The sequence below is a fragment of the Fusibacter bizertensis genome, from assembly GCF_029914245.1.
Lineage (GTDB): Bacteria > Bacillota > Clostridia > Peptostreptococcales > Acidaminobacteraceae > Fusibacter_C > Fusibacter_C bizertensis.
In genome coordinates this window covers 207,057-227,776 of the sequence record NZ_JARYZI010000005.1, presented here as the reverse complement: position 1 = coordinate 227,776, position 20,720 = coordinate 207,057, and the positions used below count along the sequence as shown (strand labels likewise).

Below are 20,720 nucleotides of genomic sequence, written 5' to 3'. Positions count from 1 at the left end.
AACTCCTATCGATCGATTAAACCTTTGTAATCATAATTGTTGCTAGTGAAAAATAAATTGTTAAGCCTGTTAAATCTATAGTTGTAGTAATGAAAGGTGCCGATGCTACAGCAGGGTCAACACCTATTTTTTTAAAAACAAGTGGCACAATAGTTCCAATGGTTGCAGCTGTAGTCATATTTGCCCACATCGCAATGCCTACAATTAAGGCTATATGATAATCTGCTTGCATCATCATTGCTGCAAATGCAACCATAGTAGAGCAAACAATCCCAACAAATAGTCCTACTGAAATCTCATGTATAAGTGTCCTAAAGATGCCAGTCCCTTCTATAACGTGTGTTGCAATATTCCTAACTGTAATTGTCGATGATTGTGTACCTACATTCCCCCCCATTCCTGTAAGGAGTGGCATAAACATAGCAAGTGTTGCATTTGCACTTATGGTACCTTGAAAGTTTGCTAAAATTCTTGCAGATAATAACCCACCAAAAATTGTTATAATTAGCCATGGTAGACGAGACATAACTGAATTTCTAACACGTTTAAATAAGGTTGTATCGTTTTCATATATTTCATATTCGGACGTACCAGCAAATTTGAAGATATCCTCTGTTGCTTCTTCTTCTAAAATATCTAATACGTCATCAATGGTTATGATTCCTCTTAAGATGTTATCATTATCTACGACTGGTACAGCTAATAAGTCGTATTTTGATACAACTTTAGCAACATCTTCTTGATCATCGTTAACATTAACAGTTATTAAATTTTCATTCATAATAGTATCAACCGTACGGTTTGGCGGTGAAATAATAAGTTCACGCAATGAAATAACGCCAACTAGTCGATCAATTTCATCTGTAACATATAAATAATATATAGTCTCAGCATCTGGTGCAATTGCACGTAAAGTCTCTATGGCATAATAAACTGAATAGTCTTTGCGTATAGAAACATAGTCTTTTGTCATGCTTCTACCAGCAGTTCCCTCCTCGTAAACGAGTAGTTCTTTTACGTCTGCGGCATCTTCATAATCGAGAAAAGCGATAATCTCTTGTTGTCTACTCTCTGGAAGTTCACTTAATTTATCAACTATATCATCTTGAGACATATTTTCTAAAAGGGTAACTTTTTTCTCGTAAGTTAGGTCCTTTAAGAGGATACTAAACTGCTCTGAGTTTATCTCCTCAAGTACTTCTGTTGCCTTTTCGTCTGACAATAAACCGAAAACTTGAATTTGTTGATCATCTTCAAGATTTTCTAGCACTTCTGCAATATCGGCAGCATGCATGTCTTCAAGATAAACGTGAAGTTCTAAATCTTTATTTTCTTCAAGTAGTGTTTCTACTTTTGATAGATATTCATAAAACATCAGCAAGCCCATGTGTGCCACCTCCTTTAATAAACAGCTTTAAGGGTAAGTTTTTCACTTACCCTTAAAAAATTATTATCTTAAATTTAATTAAATAAAATCTTATTCTTTATAACCAAGACCTTTAAGGAAATTAGAATTGTCTCTCCATCCTTCTCGTACTTTAACAAACAATTGCAAGTTCACTGGTGTTTGTAATAATCGTTCTACATCTTGACGTGCACTCTTGCCAATTCCTTTTAATTTGCGCCCCTCTTTACCAATAATTATTCCCTTATGAGACTGCTTTTCGCATATAATATCAACTTCAATATCGTATAGTTCTTTATTGGTTCTCTTCTTAAAACTTTGAACCTCTACAGCAACCCCATGTGGGATCTCATCATCGATATACATGAGTACTTTTTCACGTATAATTTCAGAAACAATTGTCCGTTCAGTTTGATCGGTCATATGATCTGTTGGATAAAAAGCAGGACCTTCAGGGAGTTTAGATTTAATAGCTTTTATCAAATCTTCTGTTCCCTTGTTGTTGATTGCTGATAAACCAATAATCTGATCAATAAAATCAAATTGTTCATATGTCTCAAAAATTGTTTTGAAAGCATCAGGTGAGATTAAATCGACCTTATTGATGGCTAAAATAACTTTTACTTTTGATTCTTTGATGAAATCTAATAAATATTCATCTCCAGGACCAATTTTCATAGAGTGATCTACCATAAGGATAACAACATCAACATCATTTATAGCACTCTTGGCACTATTAACCATATAATCACCAAGCTTATTTTTGGGTCTGTGTATACCTGGAGTATCCACAAAAATAATCTGACTGTCGTCATCGTTATAAACACCAGTAATTTTGTGTCTAGTCGTCTGTGGTTTGCTTGACATTATGGCGATTTTCTCACCAATAATCCCATTCAATAAAGTTGATTTTCCGACATTTGGTCTACCGATGATGGTGACAAAGCCTGATTTCAATTGCATTCATTCCTCCTAATTTAACCTTTGTATCTATACACTTATTTCAAATCTATCTGTGTAAATGATTTAGGCAATAATTCTTCTATTTTATAGACTTCATAATCATAGTCTTTTGCAACTATGATGTCAATATCTTTAGAGAATTCAACAATTACTTGTCTACAAATACCACAAGGATATGTGAAATCTCTGCTTGATGATACAACAGCGATTGCTTTGTAGTCATGTTCTCCTTCAGAAATCGCTTTAAATATAGCTGTTCTTTCAGCACAATTAGTTGCGCCAAAAGATGCAATTTCAACATTACATCCAGTATAAACTTTACCAGATTTAGTCAATAATGCAGCACCAACTTTGAAATTTGAATATGGTGAATATGAAAAATCCATTGCTTCATATGCTTTTTCTACCAGTTGTTTATAATTCATTATTCTACCTCGCTATTTTATAGTTTCTTCTGTACCAATTTTCATGATTTGAAACCATGTTACTCCAGGATTCAAGGTGATCGGATTGCCCTTCAAGTCAAAAAAATCAGTTTTTGAGTCTACAGTTTTTTTAGACCACGTGACGTCCATCACTTTACCTGCACTATAATATTTACCCTTTCCAGTGGTAATTAAATCAACATCCAATCTACCTTCATTGTCAAGAACTACAGTTTTAGCATACTGAACAAGGATATTCGTACAAGTTAGTTCCTCTTTTGTGTTTTCATCAACATGTGCATCTCCGTTAGTATAACGGAAATACAGATGTTTTTCATCGTTATATTTATACGAAGTATAGTAACCAATAGAATCTGATTTTACGGGTTCTTTGTAAACAAATGTAATATCAGTTGCATCCTTACCTTCTATTATGGTGAATTCATCATAAAAATTTAAAAATGAAAAAGGCTTTGTATCAGCATAACCAAGTCTAGTTGCATCTTTTATTATGGATTCTGAAGAGGTATACATGTTATGCGGGATTTTTTTATGGTTTTCTCTCCAAAAGGCGCCACTGGTTAAACCATCAATATCAGCCAACTGATATTTTCTAATATCTGACAAGGCTTGCATTGAGCCACCAACATGGACATAATATGGATCGAACTCATAAGCCTTTTCTATAAAGTAGGGTCTTGCGCTACGTACTGGTCCAATATGGTCTGGATACGTCCCATAAAACACTGCCATATAGCGTGTGATTAATCCTTCAGCGAGTATCTCATAAACAACATCAGCTTCAGCTAGTGCTGCCTGTGGTCTTGCTAAGTACTGATTATCTAACATAACTACAATCGGACGTCTAGTTGTCAAGTCACTGTCGCTATAAGTACCGGTTAGAGGGTTATAATGACTGTCAACTACTGGTGCCGAAGTTGTTGCTTCAATTTCAGTTTCAGTTTCAGTGGGCACAGTTACAACGACTTGGGTGGTAGTTGGTTCTGTTGTTTCAAATGAATTACTTGGAGATTTAAAAACAAGCGCTAATATGACAACAAGTATGATTGTACCTATAACTGAACCACCGATAACTATATTTCTTTTCATCACTGGTCCTCCCCTATGGAAGTTCCTTTGAAGATCTTCAGTGCACCAAGAACTGCTTTTTCTTTAGTTCTCATCTCAATCTTATCCTCTTCAGTTAAATGATCATATCCAAACAAGTGTAACATGCTGTGTACTGTTAAATAGACGATTTCTCTCTCAATAGTATGGCCAAATTCATCTGCTTGACGTTTGGCTTGTTCTAACGAAATAACAACATCACCAAGGTAGATGAAGGGTTCGTTTACACCATCTTCTTTAATAGAATCATACTGTGGAAATGATAATACATCTGTGACGACATTTTTTTTTCTGAATTCATAATTAAGTGCTTTAATTCTCTCATCATTAACGAAGAGAACACTTACTTCACCCTCGATATCAAAATCTTCGTATTCAAGAACTTTATCCGTTGCTTTAACTATTAAAGCTTGCAGTTCAGAATCAAGTTCAGTGGTCGTTTCATTTAGAATTTCAACTTGCATTTCATTTCTCCTTTTGTTCAGTTTGGTCAAAAGCATTTTTTGAGATTTGGTTCATATTAATTTCAGGATAAGCAATTCTCTCGTGGAAAATACCACTTAAAACATTTAGAAACGAATTCTTAATTATTTCTAACTCCCTGAAAGTTAAATTAGCATTTGAAAACTGATTTTCTGAAATTTTTTGAGCAATAATTTTATCAATTAGATTGGTAATTGATTCTTGAGTAGGTTCTTCTAAACTTCTTACAGCCGCTTCAACTGAATCAGCCAACATCAATATAACTGATTCTTTAGAATCAGGTTTGGGACCAGAATACAAAAATCTAGCGATGTCTACTTCAGGGTTGTTGAGTTGTTCCCTATGATAAAAATACTTAATCAAAGATGTACCGTGATGTGCTTTTACGACATCGATGATTTCTTTTGGAAGTTTATTCTTTTGAAGCAAATCAACACCATAACTCATATGATTCTTAATGAAATTTGCACTGACTTGTGGAGGTAATTTATCATGAGGATTTTCATGACCGACTTGATTCTCTTTATAGTAATAAGGACGTTCAAGTTTACCTACATCATGATAAAAAGACGATACTCTTGTCAGTAAACTATTTGCCCCCACATCATGTGCAGCAGTTTCAGCTAAATTGCCAACTAATATACTATGGTGATAAGTTCCCGGCGCTTCAATGAGTAAACGCTTTAATAAAGGTCTGTTTGGGTTTGAAAGTTCTAAAAGCTTAAAAGGAGTTAGCACATCAAAAAAGCTTTCGAAAAACGGCATTATGCCTATACTTAGAATCGCACTTAAAACTCCATTAGAAGCTGCAAATAAGATGCTCAATGGCAAATTGGAAATTTCAGTTTTATTGATAATCCCTTGAGTTAAAGTAAACACTACAAGCACTAAAGAAACATACAAACCGATACCTACTACTTGAGATCTTTGTTTGATATTCTTCACCAAGGCTCTTGTAATAAGAATTGTTAATAAATATGCTATCAGAGTATAAGCACTCAGTCCCGTTTGCATACTGATCAGTATCAGTAACCCTATACCAAAATAAATGGCTATTGTTGGTGTTATCATGATGCTAGCAAGAATTGAAAAAGCTGGGAGTGGAATTAAATATGGTGAAATATCATAGAAAAATCCTGCACTTAAGAAAAATGTTAAGAATAAACTAATCAATATGCCGTATTTTTTTGGAGATGCCATAATATCTTTTTCAAAAAAAGAAAGATACATATGCAAAATTCCCCAGAGCATAACCAGCATTAAAATCAAACCTAATTTCATGGTTACAGAATCCCATGTGGATTCCACAATTACACCACCACTTTTAAGCAGATTATAGTTCGCATCAGATAAAATTGTTCCTTTTGCTAAAAACAAGGTGCCACTCTTGTAAACAACATCCTCGATTTTTGCTAATTCAGTATCGATTTTTTGAGTTGTTTTAACTTGATCTACAAACTTATTCTCTACTAAAACACCTGAAATCAATTTCAACAAGATGCCTTTATCAAAATCTGAAATGTCACTTTGTGCTTCAATATAATTTTGTATTGTTGAAACTGCTTCAATTTTCTCTATTTCAGTAAGACCACTTGACATATTTTCAACTGTAATATCGGTTGCATAATTTTGTAATAAACTAAGTTTTTCGTTATTCAACGTAATTAACGTCATTAATTCCTCAGATGTGATGTTGTATATATTTTTTCTTTCTATGCCTGCATAAATTTTTTTCATAAGCTCTATATCTTCAGAATAATCACTCTTAATCTCAGAAAGCCTAGTGAAAAATTCGTTTAAGCTTTTTTTTGACTCAACTTGTTTAGAAAAATCTACATACATGATTGGTTCTACTTCAGCAGCTTTTTGTTGCTTCAAAGCGTCAGTAGCAGCAATATCTACAATATCATTTTGAAGATAAATATCTTCTTGAATTGTATTGCCAGGTTGATAATTATAAATTCCATAAAAATTAGCGTTATTTAAGGTAAAAAAAACAATAAGAAGACTAAAAAACATCATTGAAAAATTAATTAAAAGTTCTTTATTTCTCACTTTTAAATGCAAGAACTTACGATTTTGTGAATTTTTCTTATTTTTGGTTTTCTTGTTTGAATTCTTGTTTTGAGCCATGTTTCACTTCCTTATTCACTTTTTCATAGCGGTCATAGCTGAGTATAATTTTCTTAACAAGTTCATGTCTGACTACATCTTTCTCACTCATATAAACAAAACCAATTTCTGGGACATCACGCAAAACTTCTATTGCATGTATAAGGCCAGATCGACGCCCGTTTGGGAGATCAATTTGAGTGGTATCACCGTTGACGACCACCTTAGAATTGAAGCCAAACCGAGTTAAAAACATTTTCATTTGTTCTTTAGTTGTATTTTGTGCTTCATCTAATATGATAAATGCATTATCTAAGGTTCGTCCTCTCATATAAGCTAAAGGTGCAATCTCAATTAAACCTCTTTCCTTGTAGGTATTATAAGTCTCTGGACCGAGTATATCAAATAAAGCATCATACAAAGGCCGTAAATAAGGATCGACCTTCATCTGTAAGTCGCCTGGTAAAAAACCTAGATTTTCTCCAGCTTCAACTGCTGGTCTCGTAATGATGATTTTTCCTACTTCATGATTTTTAAATGCTCTAATTGCCATTGCCACAGCTAAATAAGTCTTACCTGTACCCGCAGGACCAATTCCAAATACTACATCTCTACTTTGTATCGTTTTAATATATTGATTTTGTCCAATTGTTTTAGGTTTTATATATTTTCCTCTTGAATTAACACAAATAAACGATTTGCTTAAATCATCAAGTTTACTACCATCTCCGGTGCTAACAGATTGAATCACATAACTAACTTTTTGTTTATCTATTAATTCACCTGATTGAATATTTTTAACAAGTACATGTATCGCTTCCTCTACGCTTGATATATTTTGAGGTTCCCCTTTGAGACTAATCTCTCCATCTCTTGAAACGATACTCACATTAAACGCCTTTTCTAATAATATGATATTTTCATCTAAATTCCCAAATAACAAATGAAAAGCACTAAAATCATTTAGTATCATTTTTTTAACGGCCACAGCTGTCATTTAAACCTCCAGAGTGTAATTGTTACATTTATTTTAACATAATTTTATGTATAAATCACATCAAATAAAAATCTTCGGACATCGAGCCCGAAGATTCTATCACAAAGTAGTTGTGACTAAATAAAAAACTTCGAACATCGCGTCCGAAGTTTTATTACTTAATATGTTAGGACTAAAAAATTAATGGCATATCTTATAAAGATACGCCATTTAACTTAATGTTCACTTATATGCTTTTCAAGATAAAGCTTTTTTGACTAAATCAGATATGAGTTTGCCCTCTGCTTTTCCTTTAGTAGCATTTGTGACGATTCCCATGACTTTACCCATATCTTTCATAGTTGTTGCGCCAGTAGTTGCGATAGCTTCATCTACAATCACTTTAACTTCATCAGGTGAAAGTTGTTCCGGTAAATACTTCATTAGAAACTCGATTTCATTTTTCGTAAGATCTACAAGATCTTGACGATTACCATTATCAAATTCGACAATGGCATTATTTTTCTGTTTGATTTGTTTTGCTATAATTTCAATGATAGCTTCATCATCCAGTTCGATGCGCTGATCAACTTCAATTTGCTTTATAGCAGCACGAAGCATCGTTACAACAGACTTTTTGACTACATCTTTGTCCCTCATAGCAACTTTCAAATCATCCATGAGCAAATCTTTTAGTGACATCTTCTCACCTCTTCACTAAAACTGCTTTTTCTTTTTCTTTCTAGCTGCTTCAGATTTCTTTTTACGCTTTACACTAGGCTTCTCGTAATGTCTTCTTTTCTTAATCTCAGCCATTACGCCAGCTTTAGATGTTTCTCTTTTAAATCTTTTTAAAGCACTATCAATACTTTCATTTTCTCCAACTTTGATGCCAGACATTCACATTCCCTCCCTCCGTGAATAGATTCTTTAATAGTACAGAGGAATGTACCTAGAACATACTGTGTTATTATACACTAGGACCAGTTAAAAATCAATAAAAAATCTTAAGTTTTTTAACCTGGTGGCCACTTTAATAGTCGACCACCGAGCAAGTGATAATGCAGATGAAGTACACTCTGACCTCCGTCTTTACCGATATTTGTAAGCAAACGGTAACCACTTTGATCAATACCCGCATCTTCTGCAATTTGCTTGGCAATTAAATGAATGTGTCCTATCAAGGAATGGTGAGTCGCATCAAGATGAGCAACCGATTCAATATGTTCTTTTGGAACGATTAAAACATGAACAGGCGCTTCAGGATTGATGTCTTTAAAAGCATATACATGCTCATCCTCATAGACCTTAGTCGACGGGATGTCACCGCTTATAATCTTACAAAATATACAATCCATTTATTAACACCTCCTTTCATGCTGTAAAAGTTCAATTCTATTATAACAAATTTTATGAAATTGATTAAGCTATTTCGTAAAAAAAAAATAATTTATATAATTTTATACTAAATTACTACTGCATGAAGCTTAGAATCGTCAATTCTAACGATTTTCACAGTATAAAGTTCACCTTGATTAAGTTTTAATTGATTCATTGTTTGTTCTTCTGAATCAACTATAATATTGAGATAATTTTTACTATGACCTAAGTAGTGTTTCTCTTTTTGATCTTCTAGTAAAATTTCTAGTTCACTGCCCACAAAGGAATTCTTATAGTCATCACCTAACTGATGGGCTAACGCAATTAATGCCTCGCTGCGTTGTTTTTTTATATAACTTTCAACTTGCCCACTCATTTCAGCAGCGGGTGTTCCCTCGCGTTTTGAGAATTGAAAAACATGTATTTCACTAAATTTAACTTGTGAAACAAAATCCAAAGTTTCATTGAACTCCAAATCAGTTTCACCTGGAAATCCAACGATGATATCTGTTGTAATTGACGGGCTTGAATAGATGGATCTTAACTTGTCTACTGCTGTTAAGTATTCAGCCGAAGTATACTTGCGATTCATACGCTTTAAAACAGTGTCAGAACCACTTTGTAAAGATAGATGAAAATGATCACATAACTTATGAAGCGGTTTGATGCGTCCTATAAACTCATCTGTAATCAATCTTGGCTCAACAGAACCTAATCTAATTCTCACAACACCTTCAATGAGTTGAATAGCTTCAAGTAAATCTATCAATTTAATATGATCTAAGTCAAGACCGTAAGAACCTATATGGATACCAGTTAACACGAATTCTTTATAACCTTTTTCAGTTAATGCTCTTATCTCATCTATAATATGAGTCAGTTCTCTACTTCGTACTCGTCCTCTTGCATAAGGGATAATACAATACGAACAAAACTGATTACAACCTTCCTGTATCTTGATAAAGGCTCTCGTATGAGTTGTTATATTTGATATTGTCATTTCCTCAAAAACCTTAATATTCATAATATCCTCTACAATTACATAAGGTTTTGATGTAGTACCAGATTTGTATTCTTCAATATAATCAATGATACCACTTCTTGCATCTGTACCAATAACTATATCCACATCTTCAATTGCACTAACTTCATCAGGCGAAATCTGAGCATAACAACCAACTGCTACAACGATACTATTGGGATTATTTTTTTTCGCACGCCTAATCATTTGCCTAGACTTTTTATCACTAATGCTTGTAACTGTACAGGTGTTTATAACATATACATTTGCATAATCGTCAAAATCAACGAGTTCATATCTATTTTTATAGAATATATCCATAAGCGCATCAGTTTCATATTGATTTGTTTTGCATCCCAAAGTTACAAATGCAACTTTATTCATGTTTTTCTCCTTTAACCTAAAGCATCCATTTCATATTGGATACATGACACTGCTACAAATCCAGCAGTTTCAGTTCTTAAAATTCTTTTACCAAGCGTTGTTGAAAGTGCACCATTACGTAATAGTAATTCAACTTCTGATTCTTCAAGACCACCTTCGGGACCAATAATGATAGCGATGCGTTTACCTTCAAATGCTTTAAGGTGACCTTTTAAACCTTTACTGGTCTCCCCTTCATAGAGGATCAAGAATTGATCATAATCGGATATTTTTTCTAAAACATCCTTAATATTTAAAACACCATATAATTCTGGAATCCTATCTCGCTTTGATTGTTTAGATGCTTCCTTCACAATTTTTGACAGTCTTTCCATCTTCTTAGGGACATCCTTTGGCTTATAATCTACAATACATCGTTTGGATTGTACCAAATAAAAGTCATGGACACCTAATTCGACATTTTTTTGTAATATTAGCTCCAATTTTTGACCTTTTGGTAAACACTGAAATAAATCAATCTTAACATTAGATTCATTTTCGTGAGGTTTTTCAGACAAAATTTTAAGTTTGACAGAAGTATTTTGAACTTCGACTATCTCTCCAGTTAATAACATATCCAGTGAAACGAGTTCAATTAATTCTCCAATCTTGACACGTAAAACTCTAGACATATGGTTGACACTTTCTTGGTTATGGATAGTCAAATATATACCTGTTCTAATATCTTCAGATTCAATAAAAAATCTATGCATTACAGCTCCTTTGCCTTTTTTGAAACGACAACAGCCCATTCACCCTTTTTAACAACTTCAATGATGTTAAAATTTCTTTTTTTAAGTTCTTCAACAACCCAATCTACTTTATCCAAAATTAAACCTGAACTGATAAATGTTGCGTCTGGTTTAAGGATCGTATCAATATCATCGGATAGCTTAACGATAACATCTGCTATGATATTTGCAACGACTAAATCTGCTTTTTCTGGAATCACGTTAATCAAGTCACCATGTCTAACATCTGTAACATCTGACAATCCATTGAGTGCTACGTTATCTGTTGCTGTTTTCACTGCGTTTTCATCTATGTCAACAGCAATGATATGTTTGGAACCTAATTTTCCAGCAGCTATAGCAAGTATTCCACTGCCACAACCAACGTCGATAACAGTATCTGAAGATGTCATATATTTTTCTATCATTTCGATGCACATAGATGTAGTTTCATGTGTCCCTGAACCAAATGCATTTCCCGGATCAATTTCAATCACTAAATCATCTGATTTTATATCGAAAGTCTCCCAACTTGGTTTGACAACAATATGATTGCCCAGTCTAAAGGGTTTAAAGTATTTTTTCCACTCATTTTCCCAATCAGAAGCAAAGATTTCTTTATAATCTACTTCGCCACAGCCTAAATCAATATCAAAATCTTTCAAAGCTTCAAGGCTTTCTTTGATATCTGATACTAAAACTTCAATATCACAGTTTTCATAATAACCAGTAAGTAATGCACCATCAAAATCGAGTTTTAAGTTTTGAGGATCATAGTAATCCCACTTGCCTTCTTCTTGGTTCGTAAAATCTGCGTCGTTAGGGTTGTTAATCATTACACCTGTTGCATCATAACTATATAAAACACCAGTTACAGCATCAATTGCTTCAATAGATGTCTTTACATGTACTTCGTACCAACTCATATTTTACCTCACTTAATATATCCTATTAATTAACTAAGAATTTCACTTAAATAATATAACATATTCACACTTATGAGTCTACAAAAAGCAGTATCTACACTTAATAAGCCTCAAATATATAATATCTAAAAAAACCTAACCATTATCAAATTGCTGCACTAAGTTACTAGAACAACTAAATTTGTTATTGGTTAGGTTATTCGTATTGTTATTTACAAAAGCTAACAATTAGCTCAATGAATCTTTGATTTTATTGAACAAGTTTTTATCGTTTTTTTTTCCTTTACCACTTTGCTTGCTTTCTTCAGCTTCTGAAGTTGTAGAAGCTTTTACACCAGTCATTTCTTCATCAAACATTGTCAACGCTTCACGTTGTTTTTTGTTTAATTTCGTAGGAATTTCGATGTTAACTTTAACGTACTGATCACCTCTACCATAGCCGTTAAGAACAGGTACACCTTTACCTTTTAGCTTAAATTGTTTACCGCTAGGTGTTCCTTCAGGAATAGTAAACTTAGCTTTACCATCAAGTGTAGGAACCATTACCTCAGCACCTAAAACGGCTTGGGCATAAGAAATCCAAAGGTCATAGTAGATATCATTACCATCACGTGTAAAGTGTTTATGGGCTTTTACTCGTAAAACAACCATGACATCGCCACGTGGTCCACCATTTGATCCTAAGTCACCTTCACCACGAAGTTGCATTTGAGCACCGTGGAAAACACCAGCAGGTATATCAATTTCTTTGCTGTGTCTTTTTTTAATGATTCCATGTCCTTTACATTGATGACATGGCTGATCAAAGGTCTCTCCTTTACCTTTACATGTAGGACATTGCTTAACGCTTACAGACTCGCCAAATAACGAACGTTGAGAGTACCTTACTTCTCCCGTTCCATTACAAGTATTACATTTATGTGTATCTGTACCTGGTTCATTACCAGCTCCATGACACACATCACATTCTTCAGTTCTTAAATATTCAATGGTTTGCTTTTTACCAAAAGCTGCTTCTTCAAAATCAAGTGTTAAATCAACGCGAATATCTTTCCCTTTTCTCGCGCCATTTCTTCCTCTAGATGATCCTCCAAAGCCAAATCCACCACCAAACATTTCATTAATAATATCTTCAAAGCCACCAAAACCATCAAAACCTGAAAAACCACCGCCAGCGCCCGCATTCTGATTCACACCTGCATGACCAAATTGATCATATAGGCGCCTTTTTTCAGGATCGCTCAATACTTCGTACGCTTCATTAATTTCCTTAAATTTAGCCTCAGCATCTTTATCGTCGGGATTTCTGTCTGGATGGTATTTCATCGCAAGTTTTCTATAAGCTTTTTTGAGTTCGGCCTCATCCGCTCCACGTTCGACCTCTAATAACTCATAATAATCGCTTTTACTCACTCGTCATACCGCCTTTCTATTAGTGAAGGGCATCCGAAGATGCCCCATTTTGACATAAAGCCTTAGAATTTAGTCTACCACTTCATAATCAGCTTCGTCAACTGAATCTTCTCCATCACCAGTAGATTGTTGTGCTTGACCTTGTGCTTGTTCTTCTGCATAAAGTTTTTGAGCGATTGGTTGGAATGCATTTGTTAATGCTTCAAAGTCTTTTTTGATTGCTTCAACGTCATCACTAGCCATAGTAGTTCTTAAGGTAGCTATTTTTGCATTGATATCTGTTTTTTCTTCTTCAGTTACTTTATCACCTAAATCACCAACAGATTTTTCTATTTCATATATCATGTTATCTGCTTTATTACGTTCTTCAATAAGCTCTTTTTGTTTTTTATCTTCTTCAGCGTGTAATTCTGCTTCTTTAACTTTTTTCTCAATTTCTTCATCACTTAAGTTAGTTGAAGCTGTAATTGTGATATGTTGCGTTTTACCAGTACCCAAATCTTTAGCACTAACATTAACAATACCATTTGCATCAATATCGAATGTTACTTCAACTTGTGGAACACCTCTTCTTGCAGGTGGAATACCATCTAATTGGAAACGTCCAAGTGCTATATTATCATTTGCCATTTGTCTTTCACCTTGTAGAACATGGATGTCAACAGCAGTTTGGTTATCAGCAGCAGTTGAGAAGACTTGGCTTTTCTTTGTTGGAATTGTAGTGTTTCTTTCGATTAATTTTGTAAATACACCACCAAGTGTTTCGATACCTAAAGAAAGTGGTGTAACATCTAATAACAACACATCCTTAACATCTCCTGATAAAACACCACCTTGGATTGCAGCGCCTAGAGCAACACACTCATCAGGGTTTACACCTTTATGTGGATCTTTACCAATGAATTTTTTAACTGCTTCTTGAACTGCAGGGATTCTAGTAGAACCACCAACTAAGATGACTTGTTCAATATCACCAGCGTTTAAGCCAGCATCTTTAAGTGCTTTTTTAGTTGGTTCCATAGACATATCAACTAATTTTTTAGTTAATTGCTCAAATTTTGCTCTTGTTAAGTCCATATTCATATGAAGTGGGCCTTCAGCAGTAGCAGTAATAAATGGTAAGTTGATATTTGTAGATTGTGTTGAAGATAACTCTTTTTTTGCTTTTTCAGCAGCTTCTTTTAATCTTTGAAGTGCCATTTTATCAAGTCTTAAATCAACACCATGCTCAGATTTGAATGTTTCTGCTAAATGATCCATGACGATTTTATCAAAATCATCGCCACCAAGATGGTTATTACCATTAGTTGCTAATACTTCAAATACACCATCTCCAATTTCTAAGATAGATACGTCAAAAGTACCACCACCAAGGTCAAATACCATAATTTTATGTTGTTTGTCCGTTTTATCAAGACCGTAAGATAATGAAGCTGCAGTTGGCTCGTTGATAATTCTTTTTACTTCAAGACCAGCAATTTTACCAGCATCTTTAGTTGCTTGTCTTTGAGCATCTGTAAAATATGCAGGAACAGTGATTACTGCTTCAGTTACAGTTTCGCCTAAATAGCTTTCTGCATCTGCTTTTAATTTTTGTAAAATCATTGCAGAAATTTCTTGAGGTGAATATACTTTGTCATCGATTTTCACTTTGTGATCTGTTCCCATTTCTCTTTTGATAGAAATAATTGTTCTGTCTGGATTAGTAATTGCTTGTCTTTTTGCAGTTTCACCAACTAATCTTTCACCGTTTTTTGTAAAAGCAACTACTGAAGGTGTTGTTCTATTTCCTTCTGCGTTAGGGATTACTACCGATTCGCCACCTTCTAATACTGATACACATGAGTTTGTTGTTCCGAGGTCGATACCTATAATTTTAGCCATTGTTTAATTCCTCCTTATATTTTCGATTAATGTGATACTTTAACCATGCTTGGTCTAATCACTTTGTCGTTTAATGCGTAGCCATCTTGGAAAACTTCTATAACATGATCATTATTTTCATCTTCCGATTCAACAGTCATAACTGCGTGGTGCTTTATAGGATCAAATGGCATTCCCATTGCTTCAATCTTTTTAACGCCATTGCGATCAAATAATTCGTCAAGTGATTTTTTGATCATCTTAATACCATCTAAAACTTTACTCTCAATATTTTCTTGCTCACTTGCTGAAAGTGCTCTTTCAAAGTTATCCATAATTGGTAACATTTCAACGAATAATTTTTCAGAACCATACTTGAAAATATCATTCTTTTCTTTTTCTACTCTTTTTCTGTAATTCTGATATTCAGCGTTAAGTCTTAAAAATTTATCATTTAACTGATCAATCTCAGACTTAAGCGATTCTACTGAAACTTCAGATGTTTTTGCACTATTTTCTTCAGTATCAGCTGTGTCATTGGAAATTTCAGCTTCAACTTTTACCTTGCTTTCTTCTGCCTTTTTTTTACTCATGTCTTCATCTGCCTTTTTTGTTTTTTTATTTGACTTTGCCAATTAAACTCTCCTTTCGTCTACTGTTTATAGATAGATTCCTGAAAAAACATCTGACAAAGTGTTGCTGATATAATTAACTGTTGAAACAATTGCACCATAATCCATGCGTTTTGGACCAAGAACAAGTATTCGACCTGCATTGTTCCCATCAACATGATAAGATGAAGCAACTATACTACAATCATCTAACAGTTCTACGCCAATTTCAGTACCAATTTTAATACTTAGTTTATCTGAAGGTAAACTGTCAAATAGTTCAACAAGTTGATTGTCATTTTTTAAGAAATCAAAGATGTGACGTGCTTTTTCGGTGTCTGAGAACTCAAATGTTGAAAGTAAATTTGAAACACCATCAACATATAATTCAGTTCCATTTAAGCTTTTTAAAGCATCGCGCAATATAGGTATTAGATAATCTACTATATTACCAAACATACTAAGTTTTTCTTTCATTTTGGAAATAGATCGGACATCAATATTTTCAATTGTTTCTCCACTAAGATGAGAAACCATCGTATCAGATATTTTATCTAATACAAATTGTTCAGTATTGGATAAAGCTAATTGAATATTTTTAACAATGCCTGTATCCGTCACTAGAATTAATAATACTTTTGAATCAGAAACTTTAATCAATTTAAGGTTGGCAAGCTTACACTTGTTAAACTTCGGTATAGAAACAACAGCAACTAAATGTGTAAAATCCGTTAATAGTTTAACTGTTTGCTTAGCGATATCACCCGCTTCAATTATTTTGTTTAATAAAAGAGACTGAATGATTTCTTTATCTCGTGATGAGATACTATTTTCATATACTAAAGAATCAACATATAATCTATAGCCAAGATCAGAAGGAATTCTTCCTGCTGAGGTGTGAGGCTGTAGCAGATAACCTAATTCTTCAAGATCAGCCATTTCGTTTCTTATAGTTGCAGAGCTAATTCCGAGTGGATATTTTTTAGAAATAGTTCTTGAACCAACAGGTTGCGCTGTATCAATAAAGTCACTAATTATCGCTTCTAATATTTTTATTTGTCTATCCGATAACATTAGATCACCTACCTTTGTTAGCACTCGCTCTATATGAGTGCTAATTCTATAAATAATATACAGCTTGGTGGCAGTGTTGTCAAGAATCTATTTAACAATTAATAGTCTATTTACATATAATTCATAAACTTTATTTAGTCATATAGACGTGAAAAAAGATACTAAATCAGATTTGACTTAGTATCTTTACATGTTCGGATTAATCTTCCATAAATTGAAGGAAAACCTGATTTGATAAATCCATTCCTTTTATTGTAAGTTTAAGGATATCTTCAGTAAGTATTACTAAACCTTGCTTTAATAAGTTCTCAAGTGCATTCGCATACTTTACATTAAAATCAATATTATATTTCTGATTGAGTTTATTAATAGAAACACCTTTATTTAACCTAAGTCCTAACATGATGCTTTCAAATAAATCTTCTGATGTATCTATAAATTCCTTCTCAACAATTGGTAATTTCCCTTCGCTCAATAATTTAGAATAATCATAGATTCGACTTGTATTTGAAAAGCGTTCGTTATTGAGTTTAGAATGAGCTGAAACCCCAAGACCGAGATAAGCCTCGTTTTCCCAATATACCAAATTGTGCTTTGATTCAAAGCTAGCTGATGAAAAGTTGCTTAACTCATATTGCATAATTCCTTTTTCAGCTAAACCATTGATTAGCAAATGATACATATCTCTCTCCAGTTGTTCATCTGGTAAAGTAATACTTCCCTTTTGATATGATTCAGAAAGTGGTGTACCTTCTTCAATTTTAAGTGAATAGGCTGATACATGTTTTGGCTTTAATATACCAACTAAATGTATTGCGTTTTCAATATCTTTAATTGTTTGTCCCGGTAAACCAAACATAAGATCAAGACTTAAGTTTTCAATGCCTGCTCGCTTTATTGCCTCATACGAAGTCATAAAGTCATTGGTTGAATGAATTCTACCTATTTTATGCAACAGCTGATCGTTGGTCGTTTGTAATCCCATTGAAATTCTGTTAATACCACTTGCAATATAATGGTTGAGCTTTTCTTCAGTTAAAGTGCCCGGATTGACCTCTAATGTGATTTCAATTTCATCTGAAAAATTTGCTAAGGATTTAAGCTGCATAATCAGATTATGAATAAATTTTCCATCAACTGAACTTGGTGTACCTCCACCAATATAGATTGATCTAACTTTACTCTTTTCAAGTAACCCACTATATAGACTGATCTCAGTTTTAAGTGAATTGAAATACGCTTCTACACCACCATTGATTTCAAAATCACCAACTCTATGAGATATAAAATCACAATAGGCACATTTGCTAACACAGAAAGGAATGTGTATATAAATACTAAGTGGGTTGAGTTTTATTTGTTTTGGCATGTTGAGCTCCTTTCTTAAGGAACAAAAAAGGCAATCCGAAGATTGCCCCAAAGTTTAGTTATCATCAAATTTGAGGACAGATAAAAACGCTTGTTGTGGTACTTCCACATTTCCAAGTTGTCTCATTTTCTTTTTACCCTCTTTTTGCTTTTCTAGTAATTTTTTCTTACGAGAGATATCGCCACCATAACATTTTGCGAGAACATCTTTCCTAAGCGCGCTAATGGTTTCTCTTGCGATTACCTTTGCTCCAACAGCTGCTTGGATAGGGATCGTAAACATTTGTCTTGGAATAACATCTTTTAATCGTTCACATATAATACGACCTCTTGATTCAGCTTTGGATTTGTGAACAATCATTGAAAACGCATCTATTAAATCTTTGTTTAGTAGAACATCTAACTTAACAAGTTCAGATACTCTATATTCAAGGAAATCATAATCTAATGAGCCGTAGCCTCTTGTTTTTGATTTTAAGGCATCAAAGAAGTCGTAGATTACTTCGTTGAGTGGCAATTCATAATGTAATACGACCCTTTTAGGGTCAAGATAATCCATATGAATCAAATCGCCTCTTCTATTTTGACAGAGTTCCATGATATTACCGACATATTCATTTGGTACAATTATATTGGCTTTGACGATCGGTTCTTCCATGGTACTAATCTCAGTAATAGGAGGTAAATTAGATGGATTTTGAATCATTAAAATTTCACCATCATTTTTAGTAACTCGATAAATTACACTAGGAGCTGTTGCAATTATATCTAGATCAAATTCACGATCAATACGTTGTTCAATAATTTCTAGATGTAACAATCCTAAAAAGCCACATCTAAAACCGAACCCAAGCGCTACTGAAGTTTCTGGTTCGAAAGATAAAGCTGCATCATTAAGTTGAAGTTTCTCAAGTGCATCTCTAATTTCATCGTAGCTTTGACCTTCTGCAGGATATATACCGCAATAAACCATAGGGGTCGCTTTCTTATAACCTGGTAGAGCAACTTCAGTTGGTTTTACACTACTTGTAATTGTATCACCTACACGACAATCTTTCACGTTCTTTATGCTCGCAGTGACATAACCAACATCACCTGCACGAAGTTCATCAATAGGTAGAGGGCCTGGCACGCTAATACCAACTTCAACTACTTCGAATTTTTTATTTGTAGCCATCATTAAAATTTTATCGCCTTTTTTTACTACGCCTTCCATAACACGAATATAGGCAACTGCTCCTTTATAGCTGTCATAATAGGAGTCGAATATGAGCGCTTTTAGTGGCGCTTCTTCATCTCCAGTTGGCGGTGGCACGTCAGCTACGATTTTTTCAAGTACATCTTCAATATTACGCCCTTCTTTTGCAGAAATTTGAGGTGCATCTTCTGCTACTATGCCGATAACATCTTCGATCTCTTGGATCACTTCTTCTGGTCTAGAACTTGGAAGGTCAATTTTGTTCAGTACAGGAACAATCGTTAAACCTTGTTCATCCGCTAAATGTACATTAGCCAATGTCTGAGCTTCAACACCCTGAGTTGCATCAACCACAAGTATCGCGCCTTCACAAGCGGCTAACGAACGAGAAACTTCATATGTGAAGTCAACATGACCTGGTGTATCTATGAGGTTAAGAAGATACTCATGACCATCGTTAGCTTTATAAACTAAACGTGTGCTGTTAAGTTTAATGGTTATGCCTCTTTCTCTCTCTAAATCCATACTATCTAGGATTTGTTCTTTCATCTCACGATGTGTAAGCAAACCTGTTTTTTCTATGAGTCGATCCGCCAGTGTTGATTTACCGTGATCGATATGTGCAATGATGGAAAAATTCCTAATATACTTTTGCCTTTCACTTGACATTAAATGTTGCCTCCTTATATGACTACCCTACTCTATTAAATATCCTTCTTAACTAAAACGAAGTAATTGTAAACTTTTACCTTTTTTCTTTGTAACTAGCTTATAAATTATACCACACCAAGGTTGTGGACTCAAATATTTATCTTTCATTAAAATAAAAACTTGCACTTACCCCCCTTAAGTGATAGAATAAATCTGTTGAAAAACTATCGGGGAGGTGAAATACATGGCAAATATCAAATCTGCAAAAAAGAGAATTAATGTTATTGAAAAGAAAACTGCTCTTAACAAATCTAAAAAATCAGCTATCAAAACTGCTGAAAAAAGATTTTTAGAAGCACTTGCATCTGGTGACATTGCTTCTGCAACAGAAAAGTTTAATCATTTTGAGAAGAAAATGGCTCAAAATGGCGCAAGCGGTTTATTCCATAAGAATGCTGCTTCAAGAAAAATCTCAAGACTTAGAAAAAAATTAAACGCTGCGGCTGAATAGTCGTTTAATTGGATTCACTCTGAGAAACCCCGATATCAATGACCGTGTCAATTTTAAT

The 20,720-nt window shown here is 33.9% G+C and carries 20 protein-coding genes; 1 reads left to right on the top strand and 19 read right to left on the bottom strand.

The annotated features are described in order from the left end of the window. Nucleotides 1-16: 16 nt before the first annotated feature. The 19 genes from mgtE to lepA all read right to left on the bottom strand — a co-directional run bounded on the left by mgtE (nt 17) and on the right by lepA (nt 20,169). Nucleotides 17-1,387, bottom strand: coding sequence for a magnesium transporter (gene mgtE / locus QE109_RS09660; RefSeq protein WP_281094256.1), 1,371 nt, complete (start codon nt 1,385-1,387; stop codon nt 17-19). A gap of 90 nt (nt 1,388-1,477) precedes the next feature. Then, nucleotides 1,478-2,368 carry a GTPase Era gene (era, locus tag QE109_RS09655; protein ID WP_281094255.1) on the bottom strand — a complete coding sequence of 297 codons (891 nt, stop codon included), beginning with the start codon at nt 2,366-2,368 and terminating at the stop codon, nt 1,478-1,480. Between the two features lie 35 nt (nt 2,369-2,403). Next, a complete protein-coding gene (locus QE109_RS09650) occupies nt 2,404-2,793 on the bottom strand; it encodes a cytidine deaminase (RefSeq protein ID WP_281094254.1) in 390 nt (129 codons plus the stop codon). 12 nt (nt 2,794-2,805) lie between these two features. After that, complete coding sequence (locus QE109_RS09645; protein ID WP_281094253.1) at nt 2,806-3,903, bottom strand: DUF3048 domain-containing protein; 1,098 nt, start codon at nt 3,901-3,903, stop codon at nt 2,806-2,808. Next, nucleotides 3,903-4,385, bottom strand: a complete 483-nt coding sequence (gene ybeY / locus QE109_RS09640; protein ID WP_281094252.1) for an rRNA maturation RNase YbeY — start codon at nt 4,383-4,385, stop codon at nt 3,903-3,905. The genes QE109_RS09645 and ybeY overlap by 1 nt, the downstream gene beginning before the upstream one ends. 1 nt (nt 4,386) lies before the next feature. Further along, a complete protein-coding gene (locus QE109_RS09635; protein ID WP_281094251.1) occupies nt 4,387-6,537 on the bottom strand; it encodes an HD family phosphohydrolase in 2,151 nt (716 codons plus the stop codon). Beyond that, nucleotides 6,497-7,513 carry a PhoH family protein gene (locus QE109_RS09630; protein WP_281094250.1) on the bottom strand — a complete coding sequence of 339 codons (1,017 nt, stop codon included), beginning with the start codon at nt 7,511-7,513 and terminating at the stop codon, nt 6,497-6,499. The genes QE109_RS09635 and QE109_RS09630 overlap by 41 nt, the downstream gene beginning before the upstream one ends. A 237-nt stretch (nt 7,514-7,750) precedes the next feature. Continuing rightward, nucleotides 7,751-8,194: a GatB/YqeY domain-containing protein gene (locus tag QE109_RS09625; RefSeq protein ID WP_281094249.1), complete on the bottom strand. Its 444-nt coding sequence runs from the start codon at nt 8,192-8,194 to the stop codon at nt 7,751-7,753. A gap of 15 nt (nt 8,195-8,209) precedes the next feature. Then, on the bottom strand, nt 8,210-8,392 hold the full coding sequence (gene rpsU, locus QE109_RS09620) for a 30S ribosomal protein S21 (protein WP_204661319.1): 183 nt from the start codon (nt 8,390-8,392) through the stop codon (nt 8,210-8,212). A gap of 116 nt (nt 8,393-8,508) precedes the next feature. Then, complete coding sequence (locus QE109_RS09615; RefSeq protein ID WP_281094248.1) at nt 8,509-8,850, bottom strand: histidine triad nucleotide-binding protein; 342 nt, start codon at nt 8,848-8,850, stop codon at nt 8,509-8,511. A gap of 107 nt (nt 8,851-8,957) precedes the next feature. Next, nucleotides 8,958-10,277 (bottom strand): tRNA (N(6)-L-threonylcarbamoyladenosine(37)-C(2))-methylthiotransferase MtaB, encoded by a 1,320-nt coding sequence (gene mtaB / locus QE109_RS09610; RefSeq protein ID WP_281094247.1) that lies wholly within the window; start codon nt 10,275-10,277, stop codon nt 8,958-8,960. Nucleotides 10,278-10,288: 11 nt separating this feature from the next. Next, the gene (locus QE109_RS09605) at nt 10,289-11,029 is read right to left on the bottom strand and encodes an RsmE family RNA methyltransferase (protein ID WP_281094246.1); all 741 of its coding nucleotides are present in this window, start codon (nt 11,027-11,029) and stop codon (nt 10,289-10,291) included. Further along, entirely contained in the window at nt 11,029-11,973 is a 945-nt protein-coding gene (gene prmA / locus QE109_RS09600) for a 50S ribosomal protein L11 methyltransferase (protein WP_281094245.1), read from the bottom strand. Before prmA ends, QE109_RS09605 begins: the two co-directional genes overlap by 1 nt. Nucleotides 11,974-12,201: 228 nt before the next feature. Next, nucleotides 12,202-13,386 carry a molecular chaperone DnaJ gene (dnaJ, locus tag QE109_RS09595; protein ID WP_281094244.1) on the bottom strand — a complete coding sequence of 395 codons (1,185 nt, stop codon included), beginning with the start codon at nt 13,384-13,386 and terminating at the stop codon, nt 12,202-12,204. Between the two features lie 69 nt (nt 13,387-13,455). Continuing rightward, complete coding sequence (gene dnaK, locus QE109_RS09590) at nt 13,456-15,270, bottom strand: molecular chaperone DnaK (RefSeq protein ID WP_281094243.1); 1,815 nt, start codon at nt 15,268-15,270, stop codon at nt 13,456-13,458. 26 nt (nt 15,271-15,296) lie between these two features. Further along, the gene (grpE, locus tag QE109_RS09585) at nt 15,297-15,884 is read right to left on the bottom strand and encodes a nucleotide exchange factor GrpE (RefSeq protein WP_281094242.1); all 588 of its coding nucleotides are present in this window, start codon (nt 15,882-15,884) and stop codon (nt 15,297-15,299) included. A 24-nt stretch (nt 15,885-15,908) separates the two neighbouring features. After that, complete coding sequence (gene hrcA, locus QE109_RS09580) at nt 15,909-16,934, bottom strand: heat-inducible transcriptional repressor HrcA (protein WP_281094241.1); 1,026 nt, start codon at nt 16,932-16,934, stop codon at nt 15,909-15,911. 199 nt (nt 16,935-17,133) lie between these two features. Further along, the gene (gene hemW, locus QE109_RS09575; RefSeq protein ID WP_281094240.1) at nt 17,134-18,303 is read right to left on the bottom strand and encodes a radical SAM family heme chaperone HemW; all 1,170 of its coding nucleotides are present in this window, start codon (nt 18,301-18,303) and stop codon (nt 17,134-17,136) included. 54 nt (nt 18,304-18,357) lie between these two features. Beyond that, nucleotides 18,358-20,169, bottom strand: a complete 1,812-nt coding sequence (gene lepA, locus QE109_RS09570) for a translation elongation factor 4 (RefSeq protein ID WP_281094239.1) — start codon at nt 20,167-20,169, stop codon at nt 18,358-18,360. 226 nt (nt 20,170-20,395) lie between these two features. On the opposite strand from lepA, the gene rpsT reads away from it, so the two are divergent. Next, the gene (gene rpsT / locus QE109_RS09565) at nt 20,396-20,662 is read left to right on the top strand and encodes a 30S ribosomal protein S20 (protein ID WP_281094238.1); all 267 of its coding nucleotides are present in this window, start codon (nt 20,396-20,398) and stop codon (nt 20,660-20,662) included. Nucleotides 20,663-20,720: the final 58 nt, after the last annotated feature.

What these genes read in the sequence shown, in the direction of transcription:
- mgtE (WP_281094256.1), bottom strand. Translation starts at nt 1,387, where the DNA reads ATGGGCTTGCTGATGTTTTATGAATATCTATCAAAAGTAGAAACACTA.
- era (WP_281094255.1), bottom strand. Translation starts at nt 2,368, where the DNA reads ATGCAATTGAAATCAGGCTTTGTCACCATCATCGGTAGACCAAATGTC.
- QE109_RS09650 (WP_281094254.1), bottom strand. Translation starts at nt 2,793, where the DNA reads ATGAATTATAAACAACTGGTAGAAAAAGCATATGAAGCAATGGATTTT.
- QE109_RS09645 (WP_281094253.1), bottom strand. Translation starts at nt 3,903, where the DNA reads ATGAAAAGAAATATAGTTATCGGTGGTTCAGTTATAGGTACAATCATA.
- ybeY (WP_281094252.1), bottom strand. Translation starts at nt 4,385, where the DNA reads ATGCAAGTTGAAATTCTAAATGAAACGACCACTGAACTTGATTCTGAA.
- QE109_RS09635 (WP_281094251.1), bottom strand. Translation starts at nt 6,537, where the DNA reads ATGGCTCAAAACAAGAATTCAAACAAGAAAACCAAAAATAAGAAAAAT.
- QE109_RS09630 (WP_281094250.1), bottom strand. Translation starts at nt 7,513, where the DNA reads ATGACAGCTGTGGCCGTTAAAAAAATGATACTAAATGATTTTAGTGCT.
- QE109_RS09625 (WP_281094249.1), bottom strand. Translation starts at nt 8,194, where the DNA reads ATGTCACTAAAAGATTTGCTCATGGATGATTTGAAAGTTGCTATGAGG.
- rpsU (WP_204661319.1), bottom strand. Translation starts at nt 8,392, where the DNA reads ATGTCTGGCATCAAAGTTGGAGAAAATGAAAGTATTGATAGTGCTTTA.
- QE109_RS09615 (WP_281094248.1), bottom strand. Translation starts at nt 8,850, where the DNA reads ATGGATTGTATATTTTGTAAGATTATAAGCGGTGACATCCCGTCGACT.
- mtaB (WP_281094247.1), bottom strand. Translation starts at nt 10,277, where the DNA reads ATGAATAAAGTTGCATTTGTAACTTTGGGATGCAAAACAAATCAATAT.
- QE109_RS09605 (WP_281094246.1), bottom strand. Translation starts at nt 11,029, where the DNA reads ATGCATAGATTTTTTATTGAATCTGAAGATATTAGAACAGGTATATAT.
- prmA (WP_281094245.1), bottom strand. Translation starts at nt 11,973, where the DNA reads ATGAGTTGGTACGAAGTACATGTAAAGACATCTATTGAAGCAATTGAT.
- dnaK (WP_281094243.1), bottom strand. Translation starts at nt 15,270, where the DNA reads ATGGCTAAAATTATAGGTATCGACCTCGGAACAACAAACTCATGTGTA.
- hrcA (WP_281094241.1), bottom strand. Translation starts at nt 16,934, where the DNA reads ATGTTATCGGATAGACAAATAAAAATATTAGAAGCGATAATTAGTGAC.
- hemW (WP_281094240.1), bottom strand. Translation starts at nt 18,303, where the DNA reads ATGCCAAAACAAATAAAACTCAACCCACTTAGTATTTATATACACATT.
- lepA (WP_281094239.1), bottom strand. Translation starts at nt 20,169, where the DNA reads ATGTCAAGTGAAAGGCAAAAGTATATTAGGAATTTTTCCATCATTGCA.
- rpsT (WP_281094238.1), top strand. Translation starts at nt 20,396, where the DNA reads ATGGCAAATATCAAATCTGCAAAAAAGAGAATTAATGTTATTGAAAAG.